Annotated in this window: 14 protein-coding genes and 1 pseudogene; 9 read left to right on the forward strand and 6 right to left on the reverse strand. The window is 40.1% G+C overall.

What is annotated here, in order from left to right:
* Positions 1 to 151: 151 nt before the first annotated feature.
* The 9 genes and pseudogenes from LPKJCM_RS11235 to LPKJCM_RS11275 all read left to right on the forward strand — a co-directional run.
* Positions 152 to 283 (forward strand): annotated as a pseudogene (locus LPKJCM_RS11235) (thioredoxin); the annotation flags it as partial.
* Complete coding sequence (locus LPKJCM_RS11240; RefSeq protein ID WP_057962410.1) at positions 284 to 754, forward strand: hypothetical protein; 471 nt, start codon at positions 284 to 286, stop codon at positions 752 to 754.
* Between the two features lies 1 nt (position 755).
* A complete protein-coding gene (locus tag LPKJCM_RS11245; protein ID WP_087069657.1) occupies positions 756 to 2,309 on the forward strand; it encodes a VirD4-like conjugal transfer protein, CD1115 family in 1,554 nt (517 codons plus the stop codon).
* Positions 2,310 to 2,323: 14 nt separating this feature from the next.
* The gene (locus LPKJCM_RS11250; RefSeq protein ID WP_057961950.1) at positions 2,324 to 2,713 is read left to right on the forward strand and encodes a hypothetical protein; all 390 of its coding nucleotides are present in this window, start codon (positions 2,324 to 2,326) and stop codon (positions 2,711 to 2,713) included.
* An 18-nt stretch (positions 2,714 to 2,731) separates the two neighbouring features.
* Positions 2,732 to 3,571 (forward strand): conjugal transfer protein TrbL family protein, encoded by an 840-nt coding sequence (locus LPKJCM_RS11255; protein ID WP_087069658.1) that lies wholly within the window; start codon positions 2,732 to 2,734, stop codon positions 3,569 to 3,571.
* A 14-nt stretch (positions 3,572 to 3,585) separates the two neighbouring features.
* Positions 3,586 to 3,996, forward strand: a complete 411-nt coding sequence (locus LPKJCM_RS11260; protein ID WP_087069659.1) for a hypothetical protein — start codon at positions 3,586 to 3,588, stop codon at positions 3,994 to 3,996.
* A 6-nt stretch (positions 3,997 to 4,002) separates the two neighbouring features.
* The gene (locus LPKJCM_RS11265) at positions 4,003 to 6,138 is read left to right on the forward strand and encodes a type IA DNA topoisomerase (RefSeq protein ID WP_087069660.1); all 2,136 of its coding nucleotides are present in this window, start codon (positions 4,003 to 4,005) and stop codon (positions 6,136 to 6,138) included.
* A 121-nt stretch (positions 6,139 to 6,259) separates the two neighbouring features.
* Positions 6,260 to 6,475 (forward strand): hypothetical protein, encoded by a 216-nt coding sequence (locus tag LPKJCM_RS11270; RefSeq protein WP_087069661.1) that lies wholly within the window; start codon positions 6,260 to 6,262, stop codon positions 6,473 to 6,475.
* Between the two features lie 3 nt (positions 6,476 to 6,478).
* Complete coding sequence (locus LPKJCM_RS11275; RefSeq protein WP_087069662.1) at positions 6,479 to 7,603, forward strand: ArdC-like ssDNA-binding domain-containing protein; 1,125 nt, start codon at positions 6,479 to 6,481, stop codon at positions 7,601 to 7,603.
* 154 nt (positions 7,604 to 7,757) lie between these two features.
* Here the strand turns inward: LPKJCM_RS11275 and LPKJCM_RS13830 are convergent, their stop codons facing one another.
* The 6 genes from LPKJCM_RS13830 to LPKJCM_RS11310 form a co-directional block, all read right to left on the reverse strand.
* Positions 7,758 to 7,847: a putative holin-like toxin gene (locus LPKJCM_RS13830; RefSeq protein WP_021353390.1), complete on the reverse strand. Its 90-nt coding sequence runs from the start codon at positions 7,845 to 7,847 to the stop codon at positions 7,758 to 7,760.
* A 186-nt stretch (positions 7,848 to 8,033) separates the two neighbouring features.
* Entirely contained in the window at positions 8,034 to 9,302 is a 1,269-nt protein-coding gene (locus LPKJCM_RS11290) for a restriction endonuclease subunit S (RefSeq protein ID WP_225364195.1), read from the reverse strand.
* Positions 9,292 to 10,914, reverse strand: a complete 1,623-nt coding sequence (locus LPKJCM_RS11295) for a type I restriction-modification system subunit M (RefSeq protein WP_087069665.1) — start codon at positions 10,912 to 10,914, stop codon at positions 9,292 to 9,294. Before LPKJCM_RS11295 ends, LPKJCM_RS11290 begins: the two co-directional genes overlap by 11 nt.
* A 13-nt stretch (positions 10,915 to 10,927) precedes the next feature.
* Positions 10,928 to 14,095 (reverse strand): type I restriction endonuclease subunit R, encoded by a 3,168-nt coding sequence (locus LPKJCM_RS11300; protein WP_087069666.1) that lies wholly within the window; start codon positions 14,093 to 14,095, stop codon positions 10,928 to 10,930.
* Between the two features lie 683 nt (positions 14,096 to 14,778).
* Positions 14,779 to 15,060 (reverse strand): hypothetical protein, encoded by a 282-nt coding sequence (locus LPKJCM_RS11305; protein WP_057961247.1) that lies wholly within the window; start codon positions 15,058 to 15,060, stop codon positions 14,779 to 14,781.
* Positions 15,038 to 16,525 carry an AAA family ATPase gene (locus LPKJCM_RS11310; RefSeq protein WP_087069667.1) on the reverse strand — a complete coding sequence of 496 codons (1,488 nt, stop codon included), beginning with the start codon at positions 16,523 to 16,525 and terminating at the stop codon, positions 15,038 to 15,040. Before LPKJCM_RS11310 ends, LPKJCM_RS11305 begins: the two co-directional genes overlap by 23 nt.
* Positions 16,526 to 16,656: the final 131 nt, after the last annotated feature.

Below are 16,656 nucleotides of genomic sequence, written 5' to 3' on the forward strand. Positions count from 1 at the left end.
AAGCGTTTCAATGACAACACGGTTCTGGAATGATAAAATAGTGGTGCTCATCAAGGTCCTTCTTTCTAATGGATTGTGTGGTAACACCATTAAAGACCTTGATGGATTTTTCTGTCCACTTAAATGTTCAACTTAAATTTTACAATCTGCCAACATGAATCAATCGCAGAATCGGCACTACATTCAGCAATATCAATTAACGTCAGTCCCAACCTTGATCCATGGTAAGCAACGGTACACCGGCACCAACCAACAAAGAATTAAACAGATAGTAGGTGATTAGATGAAAGACAAATTATTAAACAGCGTTAAAGCCAGTTGGCCGTACCTACTAACGCTAATCATTGGCTTGTATTTAGCGGAGATTTTAGCTGGCTCTGTCATGGCCTTGTCCCGCTATAAGTTGGCATTTGCAGATCATATGCCAACCGTATTAAAACAATTAGCCTTACACCCTTGGCACTATTACAACTTGTATTTGGGCCAAAAGAACCCAGTACTAATTATTGTCAGTGTCGCCGTGATCCTATACACCATCTATTTTGCCTTGAAACGAAATAGCAAGCACAAAGCGTGGGAAACTGCGGACACTGAAACCCACGGGAGCGCGACTTGGGGTAATCTAAAAGAATTGAATGACCATTATTTTAGTATCAATGCCAAAGATCTCACCACAGCATTTAACAAGAGTACCAAGGCAGAAATTCTCAAATCATTAGTGGATCGAGAAAAGTCAGCGAAGGGGGCAGATTAACATGAATGGGACAATTTTAGGGATCGTGGATAAACGGATTGTTTACCAGAATAACAGCACCAAACCCAACCGGAATATCTTTGTGGTTGGGGGCCCAGGATCGTATAAGACCCAGTCAGTCGTCATTACCAACTTGTTTAATGAAACGGAGAACAGCATTGTCGTAACTGATCCGAAAGGTGAATTATACGAAAAGACGGCCGGTATTAAGTTAGCCCAGGGTTATCAAGTGCATGTCGTCAACTTTGCAAACATGGCGCATAGTGACCGCTACAATCCCTTTGATTATATTCAGCGCGATATTCAAGCCGAAACCGTCGCCACCAAGATCGTTCAGAGTGAAAATGCCGAAGGTAAAAAAGATGTGTGGTTCAGTACCCAACGTCAACTTTTGAAGGCACTAATCCTGTTTGTCATGAACCACCGGTCACCAGAACAACGAAATTTGGCGGGCGTAACGCAGGTCTTACAAGAAAATGACGTTGAAGCCGAGGAAAAGGGTGCAGATAGTCCGCTAGACACCTTGTTTCTTGATCTAACCATGACTGATCCAGCGAGACGCGCTTATGAGTTAGGTTTCAAAAAAGCCAAAGGGGAAATGAAAGCTAGTATTATTGAAAGTTTGCTGGCGACCATTTCGAAGTTCGTCGACAAGGAAGTGGCCGATTTTACCAGCTTTTCGGATTTTGATTTAAAAGAGATTGGCAAAGCCAAAGTTGTGCTATATGTGATTATTCCGGTGATGGATAATACCTATGAAAGCTTCATCAATCTGTTTTTCTCGCAATTGTTTGATGAATTATACAAATTAGCCGCCGATCATCACGCTAAATTGCCCCACCAAGTCGACTTTATCCTTGATGAATTTGTCAATTTAGGCAAATTCCCAAAGTATGAAGAATTTTTAGCAACGTGTCGAGGGTACGGCATTGGTGTCACCACCATTTGTCAAACCTTAACCCAGCTACAAGCCTTGTATGGCAAGGATAAGGCCGAGAGTATCTTAGGTAATCATGCCGTTAAAATTTGCTTGAATGCCGCTAATGATGTGACCGCTAAATACTTTAGTGATCTGTTAGGAAAATCAACCGTGAAAGTGGAAACCGGTAGTGAGAGTACCAGTCATAGCAAGGAAGAAAGCCACAGCAAGAGCGATAGTTATAGCTATACGAGCCGTTCACTCATGACACCCGATGAAATTATGCGGATGCCCGAAGATCAGAGCTTATTAATCTTTAGCAATGCGCGACCAGTCAAAGCTACAAAAGCGTTCCAATTTAAACTATTTCCAGGGGCTGATCATTTGGTTAACTTGTCACAGAATGAGTATCAAGGCCAACCAGAAGCCAGCCAGGAAACCAACTTTCATCAAAGAGTAGAGAAATGGAAAGCAAAATTAAAGGAGACTGCTCAAAAAAACGCCGCAAACAAGATGTCTCAAACAGAGGAGGAGCAACAGCAGGACAACCTAGACAGTGACTTAGAGAGGGTTTCAAATAAAGATAGTCAAACAGAGGAGCCAGAAGAGGACGACGATAACAACTTACTTGGCTAATGGAGGACATATTAATGAAAAAATATCGGAAATATATAATCGCCGTGATGACGGTGTTACTGATTGTTGTTGGTCTTACCGCTTGTGGGAAGTCTACAGCACAAGATTTGCAAAGCCATCAGTGGACATTTGCTTCTAGCAAAGATAATGGTATGGCCGCTACTGCAAAGTTTTCAAAAAGCAACTTAACACTTACCCAAGCGGGCTTTAGCGAAGTTTATACTTACAAGTTGATTGAAAACAAGGGCAATGAACAAATTAAGTTCATTGGTAAAAATAGTGTTTCAGGTAGCACAGAAACACGTTTGTTTAAGATTAAAAAGCAGTCAGACAAATATAAACTAACACCAATTAACACACTAGCTAAAAGTGATACTGGTACGGTCACACTCATTCCCAAATAGACAAAGGAGGATTTTAAAATGACAGAAATTATTCAATCAGCTATTTCACATTTTTTCGAATGGCTACTGTCTGGTTTGTTAGATGGTTTATTCAACATCTGTAAGGCAATCATTGACCAAGCCAATCAAAGCTTGCCAGTTGTTAAAACGTGGTATGCCATCTTCCTGTCCTTTGCGACATCGTTAGTCGTTGTGGTCGTCCTTGGCCGCATTGTGATGACAATTCTAAAAGAGGCAGATGAAAGTACCGATGTTACTTGGGCTAATATCATCATGGACGGGATTAAATCAGCGGCCGTGATCCCGGTCTTCGTGTTCTTACAGGGCTTTATTCAAGGTTCAATTACCTTGCCCCTGCTAAAGTATATGTTTAGTTCTGATCAGCAGTTCACTGCTAAATCAATTACCGGCATGAATAAAGTTCCTGGGTTAAAAGATGTTGGCATTTCGCTACCTTTACAGATTTTGTTTCTGCTAATCTTCACTGTCGTAACCGTCGTGTTCTTTATCAAAATGTGTGTGTTTGTGGCTGATATGGCGTGGTATAACCTGACAATTCCTTTAGCTGCAATGAGCATGGCGACCGAAAGCTTTGATTATAGTGGTACGTGGTGGAAGAAGTACATTTATTACAATGCTTCCATTATTAGCCAGGTGCTTTGTATGTCATTATCAGTGTGGTGTTTCACTAATATGGCTAAATACGGGTTTATTGCTTTTATTGCTTCAATCGGATTCGGTTTTCTGGTGGTCAAAACACCTGACGCCGTTAAAGACTTTTGGGCTTCAACCGGTGTGACTAAAAGTACTGGTATGGGTGCCATGAGAATGGTTCAAAATTATTTCCGTAACCACTAGGAGGATATATAGTTATGAAGAAAATCGCACACTGGTTATTAGAAAAAGCCAAAAAAGATATGCGAACCGACCCTTTTACAACACCTTCACGGCGGACTAAGCTGTCTTACTATTTTGATAACTTAGTTAGCATGGTCTTCTATATAATGGGAATTTACCTCATGTTAATGGATTTATACCAAGAGCTTTTCACGGCGAACCATACCGATTTTTTAGAAACTGCGCTAATGGCCTTAGTTTTACTGCTGGGTGGCTTATTATTCCGTTGGTCAGCCTATGCAGATCTTAAAGCCATCAACCGGTATCAACAATATTTGAAGCAACAATCGATAGAGCAACAACAAGCATTACGCCGGCAAGAATGGTTAAAGTCGGCTGAACAAGGCAAAACAGAATTAGAACAAAAGCTGAATCATAAGGAGTGAACGAACATGACCACTGTTATCTTAGCTGAAAAACCTAGTCAAGCCCGTTCATACGTTCAAGCCTTTCAAAAGAGCACAAAAAAACAGGGTTACTATACGGTTAGTGACCCTGTTTTGCCCGAAAATACGCTTGTGACATATGGTCTCGGACATTTAGTTGAACTGGCCACACCGGATAAATACGATCAGAAATACCAGCAATGGGCCTTATCTAATTTACCGATTTTCCCCGACAAATACAAGTTTGAAGTGTCAGCTAGTAAAAAAGCACAATTCAAGGTCGTTAAAGGCCTGTTAACGAAAGCTGATACCATTATTGTCGCCACCGATAGCGGACGGGAAGGCTCCAATATCGCATGGTCAATCATGAACCAAGCCCAGATTGACGTTAAAAAGAAGACCATTAAGCGGCTATGGTTGAATAGCTTGGAAAAAGACGCGATTATTACTGGATTCAAAAATCTTGGTGATTGGCACAAAGACTATTTGGCTTATAAAGAAGCTCAAACCCGGCAAATTAGTGATTGGTTGATCGGTATGAATGGTAGTCCCTTATATACTTTATTGTTGAGGAAAAATGGGGTGCGTGGGGTGTACTCAATTGGTCGCGTGCAGACGCCAACCTTGTATATGGTCTATCAAAGAGACCAGGCAATCAAAAACTTTAAGCCGGAACCCTATTTTGAACTAAATGCTGAAATTTTAGCCAATCAGCAAAAATTCGTCGCAAAATTAGACCCCTATCAGCGGTTTAAAGACGAAACAGGGCTAATGACATTCATGCAAGCTAAACACGTTCAGAAAGGCTCACAGGGCGGTTTAATCAAGGACGTCCAAAAACAGGCTAAAAAGCGTGCTAGTCCCCAACTATTCTCACTATCCAGTCTGCAAAGTGCCATGAATAAACGTTATCACGCCAGCGCCAGCCAAACCTTAGCAGCCATTCAAAGTTTATATGAAGCCAAGTTGTTGAGTTACCCCCGCACCGATTGTGCTTATATCACTGATGAAGAATTTGAGTACTTAGTGGCTAATCTGACGAAGTATCTGGGTTTAGTCTCTAAGCAAGTCGCTGTAACCAATACAACCCCAAATAAACGTTACGTCAATGGGAAAAAGGTTGAAGAACATTACGCCATTATCATGACTAAAGTTGTGACGACTAAAGAGAAACTAGCCAGCTTACCTAAATTACAGCAACAAGTCTATGACTTAGTTTTAAAAACGACGTTAGCGATGTTTGCTGACCCGTACGAGTACGAAGAAACCACCATTATCACTCAGGTTGGCGACGCCAATTTTAAAGCAACCGTTAAGGTCCCAACTAAGCAAGGCTGGCAAGCTTTATTTGATGATCACAAAGCCGAGCAGCAAGAAACAGCCACTTTACCACTCGTTCACCAGGGTGACCAGGTTAAAGCAAATCTACAAACGCCGCAAAAAGAAACGACCCCACCAGTACCGTTTACCGAAGGGACATTAATCACAGCCATGAAGACGGCCGGTAAAACGCTTGATGATGAAGAAGCCCAAGCAATTCTCAAAGACGTGCAAGGCATTGGGACAAGTGCGACCCGGGCCAATGTGCTAGAAGTGTTAAAGAAACGCGGCTATCTCGTCACTGAAAAAAATAAGCTGCACGTCAGTGAAGCCGGGATCACATTATGTAAAGCAGTCGAACTCGAACCCTTGCTAACTAGTCCAGAAATGACAGCTAAATGGGAGCAAGCGTTACAGCAAATCAGTACCGAAGAACGCACTCAGGATAATTTTTTGAGCCAAATCAAAAAGTTCGTGGCAAAGTTGATCGCTGATGTTCCCACGCAATTAACTGGCAGTGCAGCCATTAAACAACAAATTGATCATCAACAGCAAGCGCAAAAAGTTGCCGAGGTGTTCTTAGAAACACCACAAGTAACTGTCATAAATAAACAAAAGTTTTACATTGTGAAACCCAAGCAAGGCGAAGACTTTACCCTGCCCAAGAAATGGAGCAGTAAGACCCTCGGGAAGACCGCGATCAAAGCACTGGTCACCAAAGGGGAAACCAGCAAACTAAAGGGTTTCAAGAGCAAAAAGGGGAAGTCGTTTGACGCCAAGTTAAAGCTTGACGGCCATAAATTAAGTTTTGATTTTGATTAGAACCTGCCTACCGCCCTTCACGTTGTTCCGGTTGGTGAACCCGTCATTTAGGTTCACTTTTATAAAGCTAAAAGTAAACCTAAACAACGGGTGAGATTAGCAAAGCAAAGGAGATCATAAAATGGATAATAAATTAGCAGTCATTGGGAGTGAATTACCGGTTTTGCAGACTAAAGGAGCCTACAAGTATTTAAAAGAAATCACTGGTGACGGCGCTTATTATCAAGTAGCCTGGCAAAAATTGTCTGACGGTTACGTTGCCCTTTATGGCACGACCCCGATTCAAATAAGATCATTGCCAACATTGAATGATATTTTTGAAGATGAGGAGGGGTAACTTATGCCAAATAAAGCAGATGTTAAGGCTTGGAAAGCACAATTAGTCGCCCAGGCTGAACAGCAAATCCTAAAATTAACTGATAGTGACCAATTTAAAAAGTATCTCAATACCCTGGCTAAATTTCATCGTTATAGCGCCAGAAACATTGATTTAATTTATGCGCAAAATCCTCAAGCCACTCAAGTCGCCGGTTTTAAGCAATGGCAGAAGGCTTTTAACCGCACCGTCAAACGAGGCGCAAAAGCGATTCGGATTGCGGCTCCGATCATTAAGAAGCTAACACCAGCCGAGCAGAAGCATCTTGATACCACCGATGAGCGCGCCATTGTCGGTTATCGCTATCTACCCGTCTTTGATGTGGCACAAACTAGCGGTGAGCCAGTGTTAAGTGCTAAAGACTTTGTCAAAGAAAATTTGACCGATCATCAGAATGTGACAAGCTTATATAACGCGTTCAAAGATTATTTAAACCAGCAAACCGACCTTAAAGTCAGTGAAGTGCCTTTAGCGACGCTAAATGGGGCTAAGGGGTATTTTCAACCCAGCACTAATGAAATCGTCATTGGTGGCGATGAGCCCGACAATGCTTTGAAACTAAAGACGTTATACCACGAATATGCGCATAGCCAGCTACACGGCCTAAAATCAGCCTTTAAAGATCGCCCGCGAGCCTATCAAGAAACGCAAGCCGAAGCGGTCGCATATGTTGCCATGCAAAATATTGGCGTTGATACCAGCAACTACTCACTCGGTTACGTGGCCACCTGGGCTAAAGATAAAGCCGTGATCCATAGTGCTTTAAGTGAGATCCAGCAAGTGAGCAACAAAGTGATTGAACTTAGCGATGGCTTAACCAAACAATTAGGCTTACAAGAAGCCCAAAAAGAGCCTGAGCATGATCTAAAAAAGCTAGCAGCCCAGTCACTGAATAAGTCCTATCAAAGCTTGCAACAACAAGTTCAGCAAGCAACGAATCCACAACAAAAATCAGAACTAAAAAATAAATTAAATGATGTACACCAGAAAATCAGTAAGCGAACTCAAAAACAGCTGCAAGCATTTGCTGAACAGAATCCAGGAATCAAACAACCCGAATCCAAACTTGATCAAAGTTTAAAACGTTAGCCAGTTTTTAAAGGGCATGCTATAATGTAATAGAAAAAGGAAGCCCTGCTGAAGACAGGACTTCCCATGCAAGCCGCTTCAAAGGCGGTGGCGAAGTTAATAAGACAGCATTAAGCTACCCTGTAACCTACCAAAGTTACGCAGGGCGGCTTTTTTATTTGTGGTGCTTGTCGATATAGCTGAGTAGCGCGATTAAAAACGTGCCAAACAGCAACATCAACGAGAGTGTCTGGAAGACGCTCATTGACTGTGAAACCTTCCTGAAGATTATTCCATGTTCCCATGGGCCTCACCTCGCAAGGGAAAAGACAGCCACCGCCCTTAAAACTTCCTGCGTAATCCATTATACAGGTGAATTAAGTGTTGACCAAGCACAATAAAAATTAAGTCATGGGGTTTCATAGGATCCTAAATTTGATCAAATTAAGAATCAGCAAAACATCTTTTGCAGATACCCTTTTTTAAGTTCTTGGAGTTTTTCAAGCTTACGCTGATGAAGAGTGATGGCTTTATTAAAATGTTCTATGAAGTCAACAATTTTCTTTTGCTCTTCGATTGATTTAGGAACTTTGATTATTCCTTCTAAAAATTCTAAATCTGTAATGTTAACATTGTTTCGTGCCCCAACATTTACAAGTGGAAACAAATAAAAATCTAATCTATTTTTGTCTTCAAAATACAATTGAATAATACTGGTATTGATTTCTTTTTGCGCTTGATAAACACAGTAGAGCGAAGGAACAATTCCCACATTACCTTTGTTTGTTCGAACGATTCCGTTTGGAAATCCTTTTATTGGAGATTTTGTATAAATTAGATCGCCATGTTTAACTACACGATAATTTTTTACAGATTCCTTGGTTGATTTCAGACCAAAAAATGTTCTTTTCGGAATCAACTCCGTACCCAACGAAGCTGCTAAAATATCTTTTTGATTATATAGATCGTTATTATTTTTATTTCTTGATGGCTTAAATAATTCTCCCAACTTACGCTGCTCCCAAGCGTCAGCAAACCCTGCAAATCTTAATTGCGGGAACTTGCTACCATTTCTGGGGAACAATTTCTGCAAATAGCCCTGTTTAAGTTCCTTAAGCTTAGCTAACTTACGCTGATGAAGAGCGATAGTGTCATCTAATTGTTTGAAAAATGAACCAATTTTTTGTTGTTCTTTTAAGTTAGGAAACATAAAATTTAATTTTTTAAAATCGACTGTTGTAAAACTGGCTTGATTAACAGCTGGTTTGGTTATTATTTTTATATTTATTTTATATTGATTGATTTGAGTCAATGCAAACCAATAATAAGAGTCGTATTCTTTTTTGAGACGTGCTCGAAGAATATTAGTTGTGTAAATAGTATCTCGAATAGGCGTGTTTTCAACAATTGTTGCAGTTCCCATTTTTGCTTCGCTATTTATAAAATTAATTAATATATCGTTCTTTCTAATTAGATAATTTACAGTATTAGCTCCTTGAGGATCATTGACATACCAATATTTAACGTCAGAATCTATATTAAATTGGCCATCATTTATATTATTAGCTCTAACCACAGGAAGTCCAATATCGTTGTTAGATAGCATTCTGGATAGACCACTTTTTAATTCTGTCAAAGTATCCCCCAACTTACTCTCTTCCCAAGGATCAGTGAAACCTTTAAATCTTAATTGCGGATATTTAGCTTGGTTATCTTTCATTGTGAGCCTCCGGTTTTGACTGATCATTAACCTGGGTGGTCACTAACTGGCTAGCTAATTCATTAAAGGCTTGTTCATTCTGACTGATTTCCTCGTCCAGTTGCTTTAGATCAGCTTTGACCTGGCTCAGATCAATCTCGGGTTCCGGTTCAAATGTATCAACGTAGCGCGGAATATTTAAGTTGTAGTCATTCTCCTTGATTTCTGCCGGTGAGGCCACATGGGCATATTTATCGACATCTTGCCGGTTTTGATAAGTGGTCACAATTTTTTGAATATTCGCTGCCGTTAGCTTATTTTGATTCTTGTCCTTTTCAAATTCCCGGGACGCATCAATAAACAAGACGTCGTCAGTGGTTTTGTGTTTCTTTAAAATCATGATTAACGTTGGAATACTAGTGGAATGAAAAATGTTAGCGGGTAGCCCAACAATGGCATCAATCCGGTTATCTAACAGGAGCTTTTGGCGAATCTTGCCTTCTTTAGCACCCCGAAATAACACGCCATGGGGTAAGACAATGCCCATAGTCCCGTGTTCCTGCAAATGATAAAAGCCGTGTAGCAGAAAGGCAAAGTCGGCTTTAGATTTAGGTGGTAAGACGCCATAGTCGCGGAAACGGGGATCAGACAAGCGTTTGTCACTGTTATCCCAGTGCGCCGAGTAGGGCGGGTTCATAACGACCGCATCAAATAAGTAAGGTTCGTCAACCGGCCAATCTTTACTTAACGTATCACCATTGCGTAAGTGCATATCATCATACGAGACCCCATGTAACATTAAATTCATTCGGGCCAGGTTAAAGGTCGTGGTGTTCAGTTCTTGGCCGTGATAACTCACTAAACCAGGTTCTTGCACGTGTTGTCCGACATTTAACAGCAGCGAACCAGAACCAACTGCTGGATCATAGATAGTCCGCACTTGGTTATCACCCGCATTGCGCTGATAGGTCACAATCTGGGCAATAATGTCGGACACCTGCCGCGGGGTATAAAATTCACCCGCTTTTTTACCGGAATCACTGGCAAATTGCGCGATTAAGTATTCATAGGCGTCACCTAGGACGTCGCCTTGATGATGGATAAGATCAATCGCATTTAAAGCTAACATAGTATCACTAATAGTTTGGTTCCGTTGTTGTAAAGAACTGCCTAATTTATTACTACTTAAATCCACATCGGCAAACAAGCCCGAAAAGTCTTGCGCTGAAGATAGATTTTGTGTCGACTGTTCCAGATCATGAAGTGCTTGAGATAAATCGTCTAACGCAAAAGTATGGGCTTGAATCTTGCCAATCAGGGTGGTGTACAACGCTTGTGGTTGAATTAAATAGCCGAGCGTGTTTTGCAAATACTCCACTAAACTGGGCTGCACCGAGACGCCTTCCAATTCAAACTGAGGATCCATATATTGAGCATATTTCTGAGTGACATTTTCGGTTTCACCCGCCCATCCACTAAAGGTCGTTAAGGTTTTCTCAGATAGAAACCGATAAAAAATTAACCCCAATAAATAATTTTTATATTCAGAAGCGTCCATTTTCCCCCGTAAGACATCGGCCGCATTCCATAGGGCGCTTTCAAGTTGACTAGCTTGCGTTGTTTTTTCTGACATTGTTTAACCTCACTTATTTTTGTAGATAAATTGCTAAATCGTGTTCAATAAACTGCCGCCAAGCGGCCTGGGACTTAATCCGGTATAGTGGCAAAATAGCTGGAATCTTCGGCCCAGCGGCAGTTTGAGCTTGTAAGGCCGCTGCTAAATCCGCTGACTGCGTTAATTCTTGTTCATGGTGCCATTCATCAGTCCCCACGGTGTGTTCACGCGCCACCCGTAATAGGGCTGCTTGATCTAAGCCCCACGTATGGGCAAAGGTCGTCGTTTTTTTGACCAATTGTTTCTGGGCGTAATCAGCCACCAACTCCCGAGCATTCAACGCTACTGGCGCTTGATTTGGGGTGCTCTGTTGCTGAGACTGTTGCATTTGTTGCTCAATATAGGGCATGGCTTCGCGAATTAATTGAGCCTGTTGCGGTTGCGTTTCCGCTAATTTATTCAAACTAGCCTGTACTTTGGCACTATTTTGCAGATAATCCGTCATATGCGCTTGGGCTTGATCAGGCGTCGAGTACCGTTGCTGTTCATCAATCCAATCTTGAATTAATTGCGTCAAATAATCATAATCCACCAAGACGACTGAACCAACGGCTAAGGAAAAGTCTAAAGCGGCCAACTCTTCGGGGACTTTCTCAGGCTCTTGGTTAGTAACCGCCGCTTTAATCCGCAGATATTTACCCGTATAGGATTCTACTTCGGGCTGAGCGATACCAAAGGCCTTTTCACTGTTTTCCCAAGTGAAATCGTTGTACATCGATAAGGAATTCAATTGTTGATTCACTTGGCGAAAGGCTTTCACAAACTGTACCTTGGCAGTAGTTCCTTTAAGGTCATCGGCAGCCGTCGGCGTTGGAGCAATGGCTTTTAAATCCACCACAGACTTTTGAAATTTTAAGACGGCCTGCTGATAAGTGGGACGAATGATGACATTAAAAGAGCCTTCGCCACTATATAACTTATAAGCTTCACGTTCATTCGCTTCCATGATTGCCGGCACCCGAAAGGTCACAATTTGGCCTTCTTGTTTTAATTCCCGGTTTTGGAGCCGGTTGGTGCGTGAGTAGGCTTGAATAAGTTCTTGATAAGCTAAGGTGCGGTCAACAAAGAGCGTGTTTAGCCGAGGGGCATCAAAACCTGTTAATAACCGTCGCACCACAATCACTAAATTAATTTCCTGATCGGGTTGCAAATGAGCAAAGACCGCCTCACGCCGGGCAGCCCGTTTTGCGACATCTTCGTTATAGAGATTCAAATCGGCTAAATCAAAATTAGTGTGATACTGCTGATTATAATCCTTTAAAATGGTGGCCATTTGGTCATGTTTGTGCGCACTCTGATCTTCGTTTTCACTTAATGAATAAGTAATCGCAATTCGGGGCCAATCAGGATCTAGCTGATTGTGAGTAGTCTTTTTCGCGGCTTTAAAGGCTTGATAATAGCGTTGCGCCATTTCAATGGAGCTGGTGGTTAAAATCGCATTGTAGTTGCCATGCCCCAAGCTGGTTTTACGTGGGCCTGTTTGTAAAATATATTGAACAACTTGTTGGATATGTTCATCAGTCTCAAAGTCAGCCGGAGTTAAATACGTTTCTTCCAAGTCCTTGACTGACATCGCCTGAATCTTGGCTTTAATTTTCGCTTTATCAGCCGTACTCAGCAGGCGGCCTTGCTTATCACGACGCGCTTTGACGCGCTGAATTTCTTTTTCGCGGGCCCGGGTTATTAACGTATTTTTGCCAATTGTTGTTACATGTTCGACGTTAAACGGTAACACGGCTTGGTCCTCTAAGGCATCTCGCAAGTTATAAACGTGACAGACTTTACCAAATAGCTCCTCAGTTGTGACCGCTAGATCACCCTTGAGCTGTTTCTTATTTTCATTAAAGATGGGGGTGCCGGTGTAACCATACCAATTACTATTGACAAACGCTGCCCGAATTTCCTTTTGCATCTTACCAAATTGCGACCGGTGGGCTTCATCAACAAAGAAGATCACCCGTTGCTTTAAAGTCTTACTAAAGCGGGATTGCTTACCGGTTGCCAGCTGGACTTGCGTTTTTTTGACCGCCCGATGAAGCTTTTGAATCGAGGTGACCAAGACCTTACCGTCATTTTGTTGCAATTTACGCATTAAATCACCGGTGTTTTGGGCTTCGTTAATGGCAATATCATCATTGGCGGCATAGGCACTAAAGTTGCTAGTTGTCTGTTCGTCTAAATCCCGCCGGTCAACTAAAAAGATGACCTTATCGACACCGGGATCTTGCGCAGCTAATTTAGCGGTTTTATATGAGGTGAGTGTTTTACCAGAACCCGTGGTATGCCAAACAAAGCCATCTTGATGGTCGTGAATCCGGTGCATCACGGCTTCAATCGCATAAATCTGGTAAGGCCGTAAGAGAATTAGGCTTTGCCGTTCTTGGTCGATGACCGTATATTCACTGACCATTTTGTGAGCCATGGGAATATTAAGAACTTGGCGCGTGAACGCTAAGCCGTTTTCCACGGGGTGATTATCCCGCGTCCGCCAATTAAACAAAAAAGCTTTATTGAAATGATCCGGTTCGGCATTCGCAAAATACGCCGTACTATCCGGCGTCATAATCACAAACATTTGCAGCAGCGAGTAAATTCCCGTATATTTACCTTCCTGTGCGTATTTTTCAATTTGATTAAAAGCCTGGTTAAGTTCGACCGTGGCTTTTTTTAGTTCCAATTGAATTAAGGGTAACCCATTAATTAATAAGGTTACGTCAAACCGGCGATCAGGGTCGACGTCTTGAGTACCAGCTAGCCGTGGTCGTACCGCTTGCCGTACCACTTCATAACTAGATTTACCACCAGCGACGTCCGCTTTCCAAAACAACTCAAGCGTCACCGTGCCCAGCTTAGCATCATCACGTTCAACTTCCACTTTGCCAATGCCATTTTCGGCGGCTAGTAACTTAGCTGCTTCGTAAGGTGTCCGGACCTCAATCGCCCGTTTAACCTGATTAAATTCGGTATCAGTTAAAGGGTGTCCCTGCAATTTAGCATAGTTATTGTTATTTAATTTATCACGAAAATTAGCCCATAATTGATCCGGCGTCGCACCATATAGGTCTTTTCGTTCCACCCATTGATTACTTCCGGTCGTTAAGGTTTTAACAACTTCTTTTTCAAACGACAGTTCCAACATAAAAACATTCCTTCCCCCACCTTTAAATTACTCACTAGTTTATTATACGCGAACAGATTAGCGTTTAGGCTTCATAATTTAATATAGCTGGGATAGAATAAAGCTGAAAAAGATAAACAGCTAAAAAGATAGGAAACTGTTTGATGTCTTTGAAGGGAAAATACATTTCGGTGGCCTTATTGATTAAAAAGTAAAATTTAAAACAGGCTCTAAATAAATATAATGGGTACTATGGCACACAAAATACTAGATATATAAAGGTGATTTTCAACCTCAATATGTCAAACTCCAGTTCTTTTTGGAGTGGCGTAAACTGTGTACTGCTTGCTTTGAAACACCTTGATAGTAGACGATTTTTACTCTGAACCCTACTGATATAATTTAATTTTAAAAATTGAACTTTTGTCCATTAAAAAACACCCCACCATTAAAAAAGGTGAGGCAAGGATAGCGAAACTGTTCCTATGTCAGGCTTTCGTAATAAAAAATTGATGTGAAAACAGTTTTTATCATGGAAGAGATAATAAACTTGCGTTTTTTAGAACACGAAGAGATTGTGTTTTGTTGATAGCTTATTAATAACTTAAAATCGATTTTTAAACTTAGTTAGATTATTCATAAGCTATCACCGTGACGAGTTATTAACTAATATGAAGAGGGGCTCTTTAAAAACTTATTGCCATTTATGATAGTTCTGGGAATTTACCATCAAATTGTTTTTTTAAATCTTCAGAGTTATCCGAAAATTCTTTTATTTTATCCATTAATTGCTTGGTTATTTCTTTTTCTACAGGGTTCTTAATATTTTCAAGATCATTAACATTAAAATCATAATATTCAGAGTCTTCATAGACATTCATAAATAATCCTACAAGTTGCTCACGAGTAAGCTTGCAAACAGAATATTTTTCAGATTTATCTTTACACAAATAAGGTGTTCCATCATTGATTCTTAAGATATTCATAATGTTCCTTCTTTTCTGAAAAAGCGTCTTCTCCAGCTTCCATAGCATCTAAAAAAGAATCAAAGCTATTGTACTTTTTGCCAACTAAATTAGTTAATTCCTTAGAAGAGTAATCTCCTGAAAAGATTTCAAACTTCTTTTGTTCACATTTAGTTAAAATTAAATAGTCAGGTAGTAGCATAGATCCTAATGTGGAGTTATGTGTAACAACAAACACCGTTTTTTCTTTTCCTAATTTTTTTATTGTTGGTACTAGTTTATTTTTAATGAAGTCATTGTCTAGTGATGCTTCGGGTTCATCAATTAAAATAATGTCTTTTGATGTAGAGTCTTCTAGACTGAGAGTTAAGGCTAATGCTACGGCTTGTCCACCAGAAGCTTCCATTCCATTCTCATTTAATATTTTTGTTTTTCTGTAAAATAAATAATTTACAATATCTTTAGGCACGAACAGATTTTTTTCACTTAATGCTATTAAATAATCTGTGAATTTTTTTTTCTTATACTTGTCAATAATATCGGCAACCGCTACTTTAGTTTTTGTAATATCTTTGAATTCACTTGCACTTTTGTAAGGTGCAATAGTTGTAATTATTTTATATCCCAGTAAATTTTTATTAGCAATATCTAGGGGCTGGAAGCTACTCATCCATTCATTTATCTTTTCCTCTTGGACAATTCTTCTCATTTTTGTTAAAAAATCAAATTCAGGTAATGTTCTCTGACCTGTTTGATGTGAAACAAAATCCTTTATAGAAGTTAGAGATTTATTAACTGCTATATATATAGATCGTAACTTCATTTGCTTTAAGTATTTTACCCGAATTGCAGAATATAAATTACATAAATTATTTTTATAAATTTGTGAATTATCTATATATGCCCACAATTGGTTAGAACTCCATATTTTTTTTATGGATCGAAGTATTTCCTCAATCCAATCCAAGTTTGGTATATCAAAGTTGGATTGACTAAATAGCTTGATTTTACTTTTTGATTTGCTTTTAACAAAATCAGTTGCGTATTGATTTAGTTCCTTTAGATAATCAGAAACACTTTTAAGTTGAGAACTATTCACATAATCTTTAATTTCATTTATTTTTAGAGAATTTTGATCACACCATGTTGCTAAAGCATGGTTTTCTCGTTCAGATTGCTCGTGTTTTAAAAAGTCATCCTGTTTTGTACTTTCAAACTGAGATATTCGATATATATCTTCTGGATATTCTTTTTCTATAGTATCAAGAAAATGTGTTTTGCCACTACCACGATGCCCAATTATTAAATTTAATCCATTAGATACTTGTAAACCATTTACAGTAAAAGTTGAGTGAACATTGTTTTTAAAAATGTTAACATTATCTCTACTACTTAACGCGTTTTTTATATGTTTAAAAAGCGTATCATCTACTTGAAGAAAAGTATTCTTTCCTACTAACTGGATGTAAGCTGATTCCTGAGACAACTTTTAAGAGAGCGTATAATGAATAAATCGTCTCTCAAAAGGAAGGAATTTTTACATGCCAACTCGTTACGACAAAGAATTCAAACAAAACATTATCAACCGATATAAGCAAGGCGAATCAGCTGCCCAAC

The sequence above is a fragment of the Lentilactobacillus parakefiri genome (genome assembly GCF_002157585.1).
Taxonomy (GTDB): Bacteria; Bacillota; Bacilli; order Lactobacillales; family Lactobacillaceae; genus Lentilactobacillus; species Lentilactobacillus parakefiri.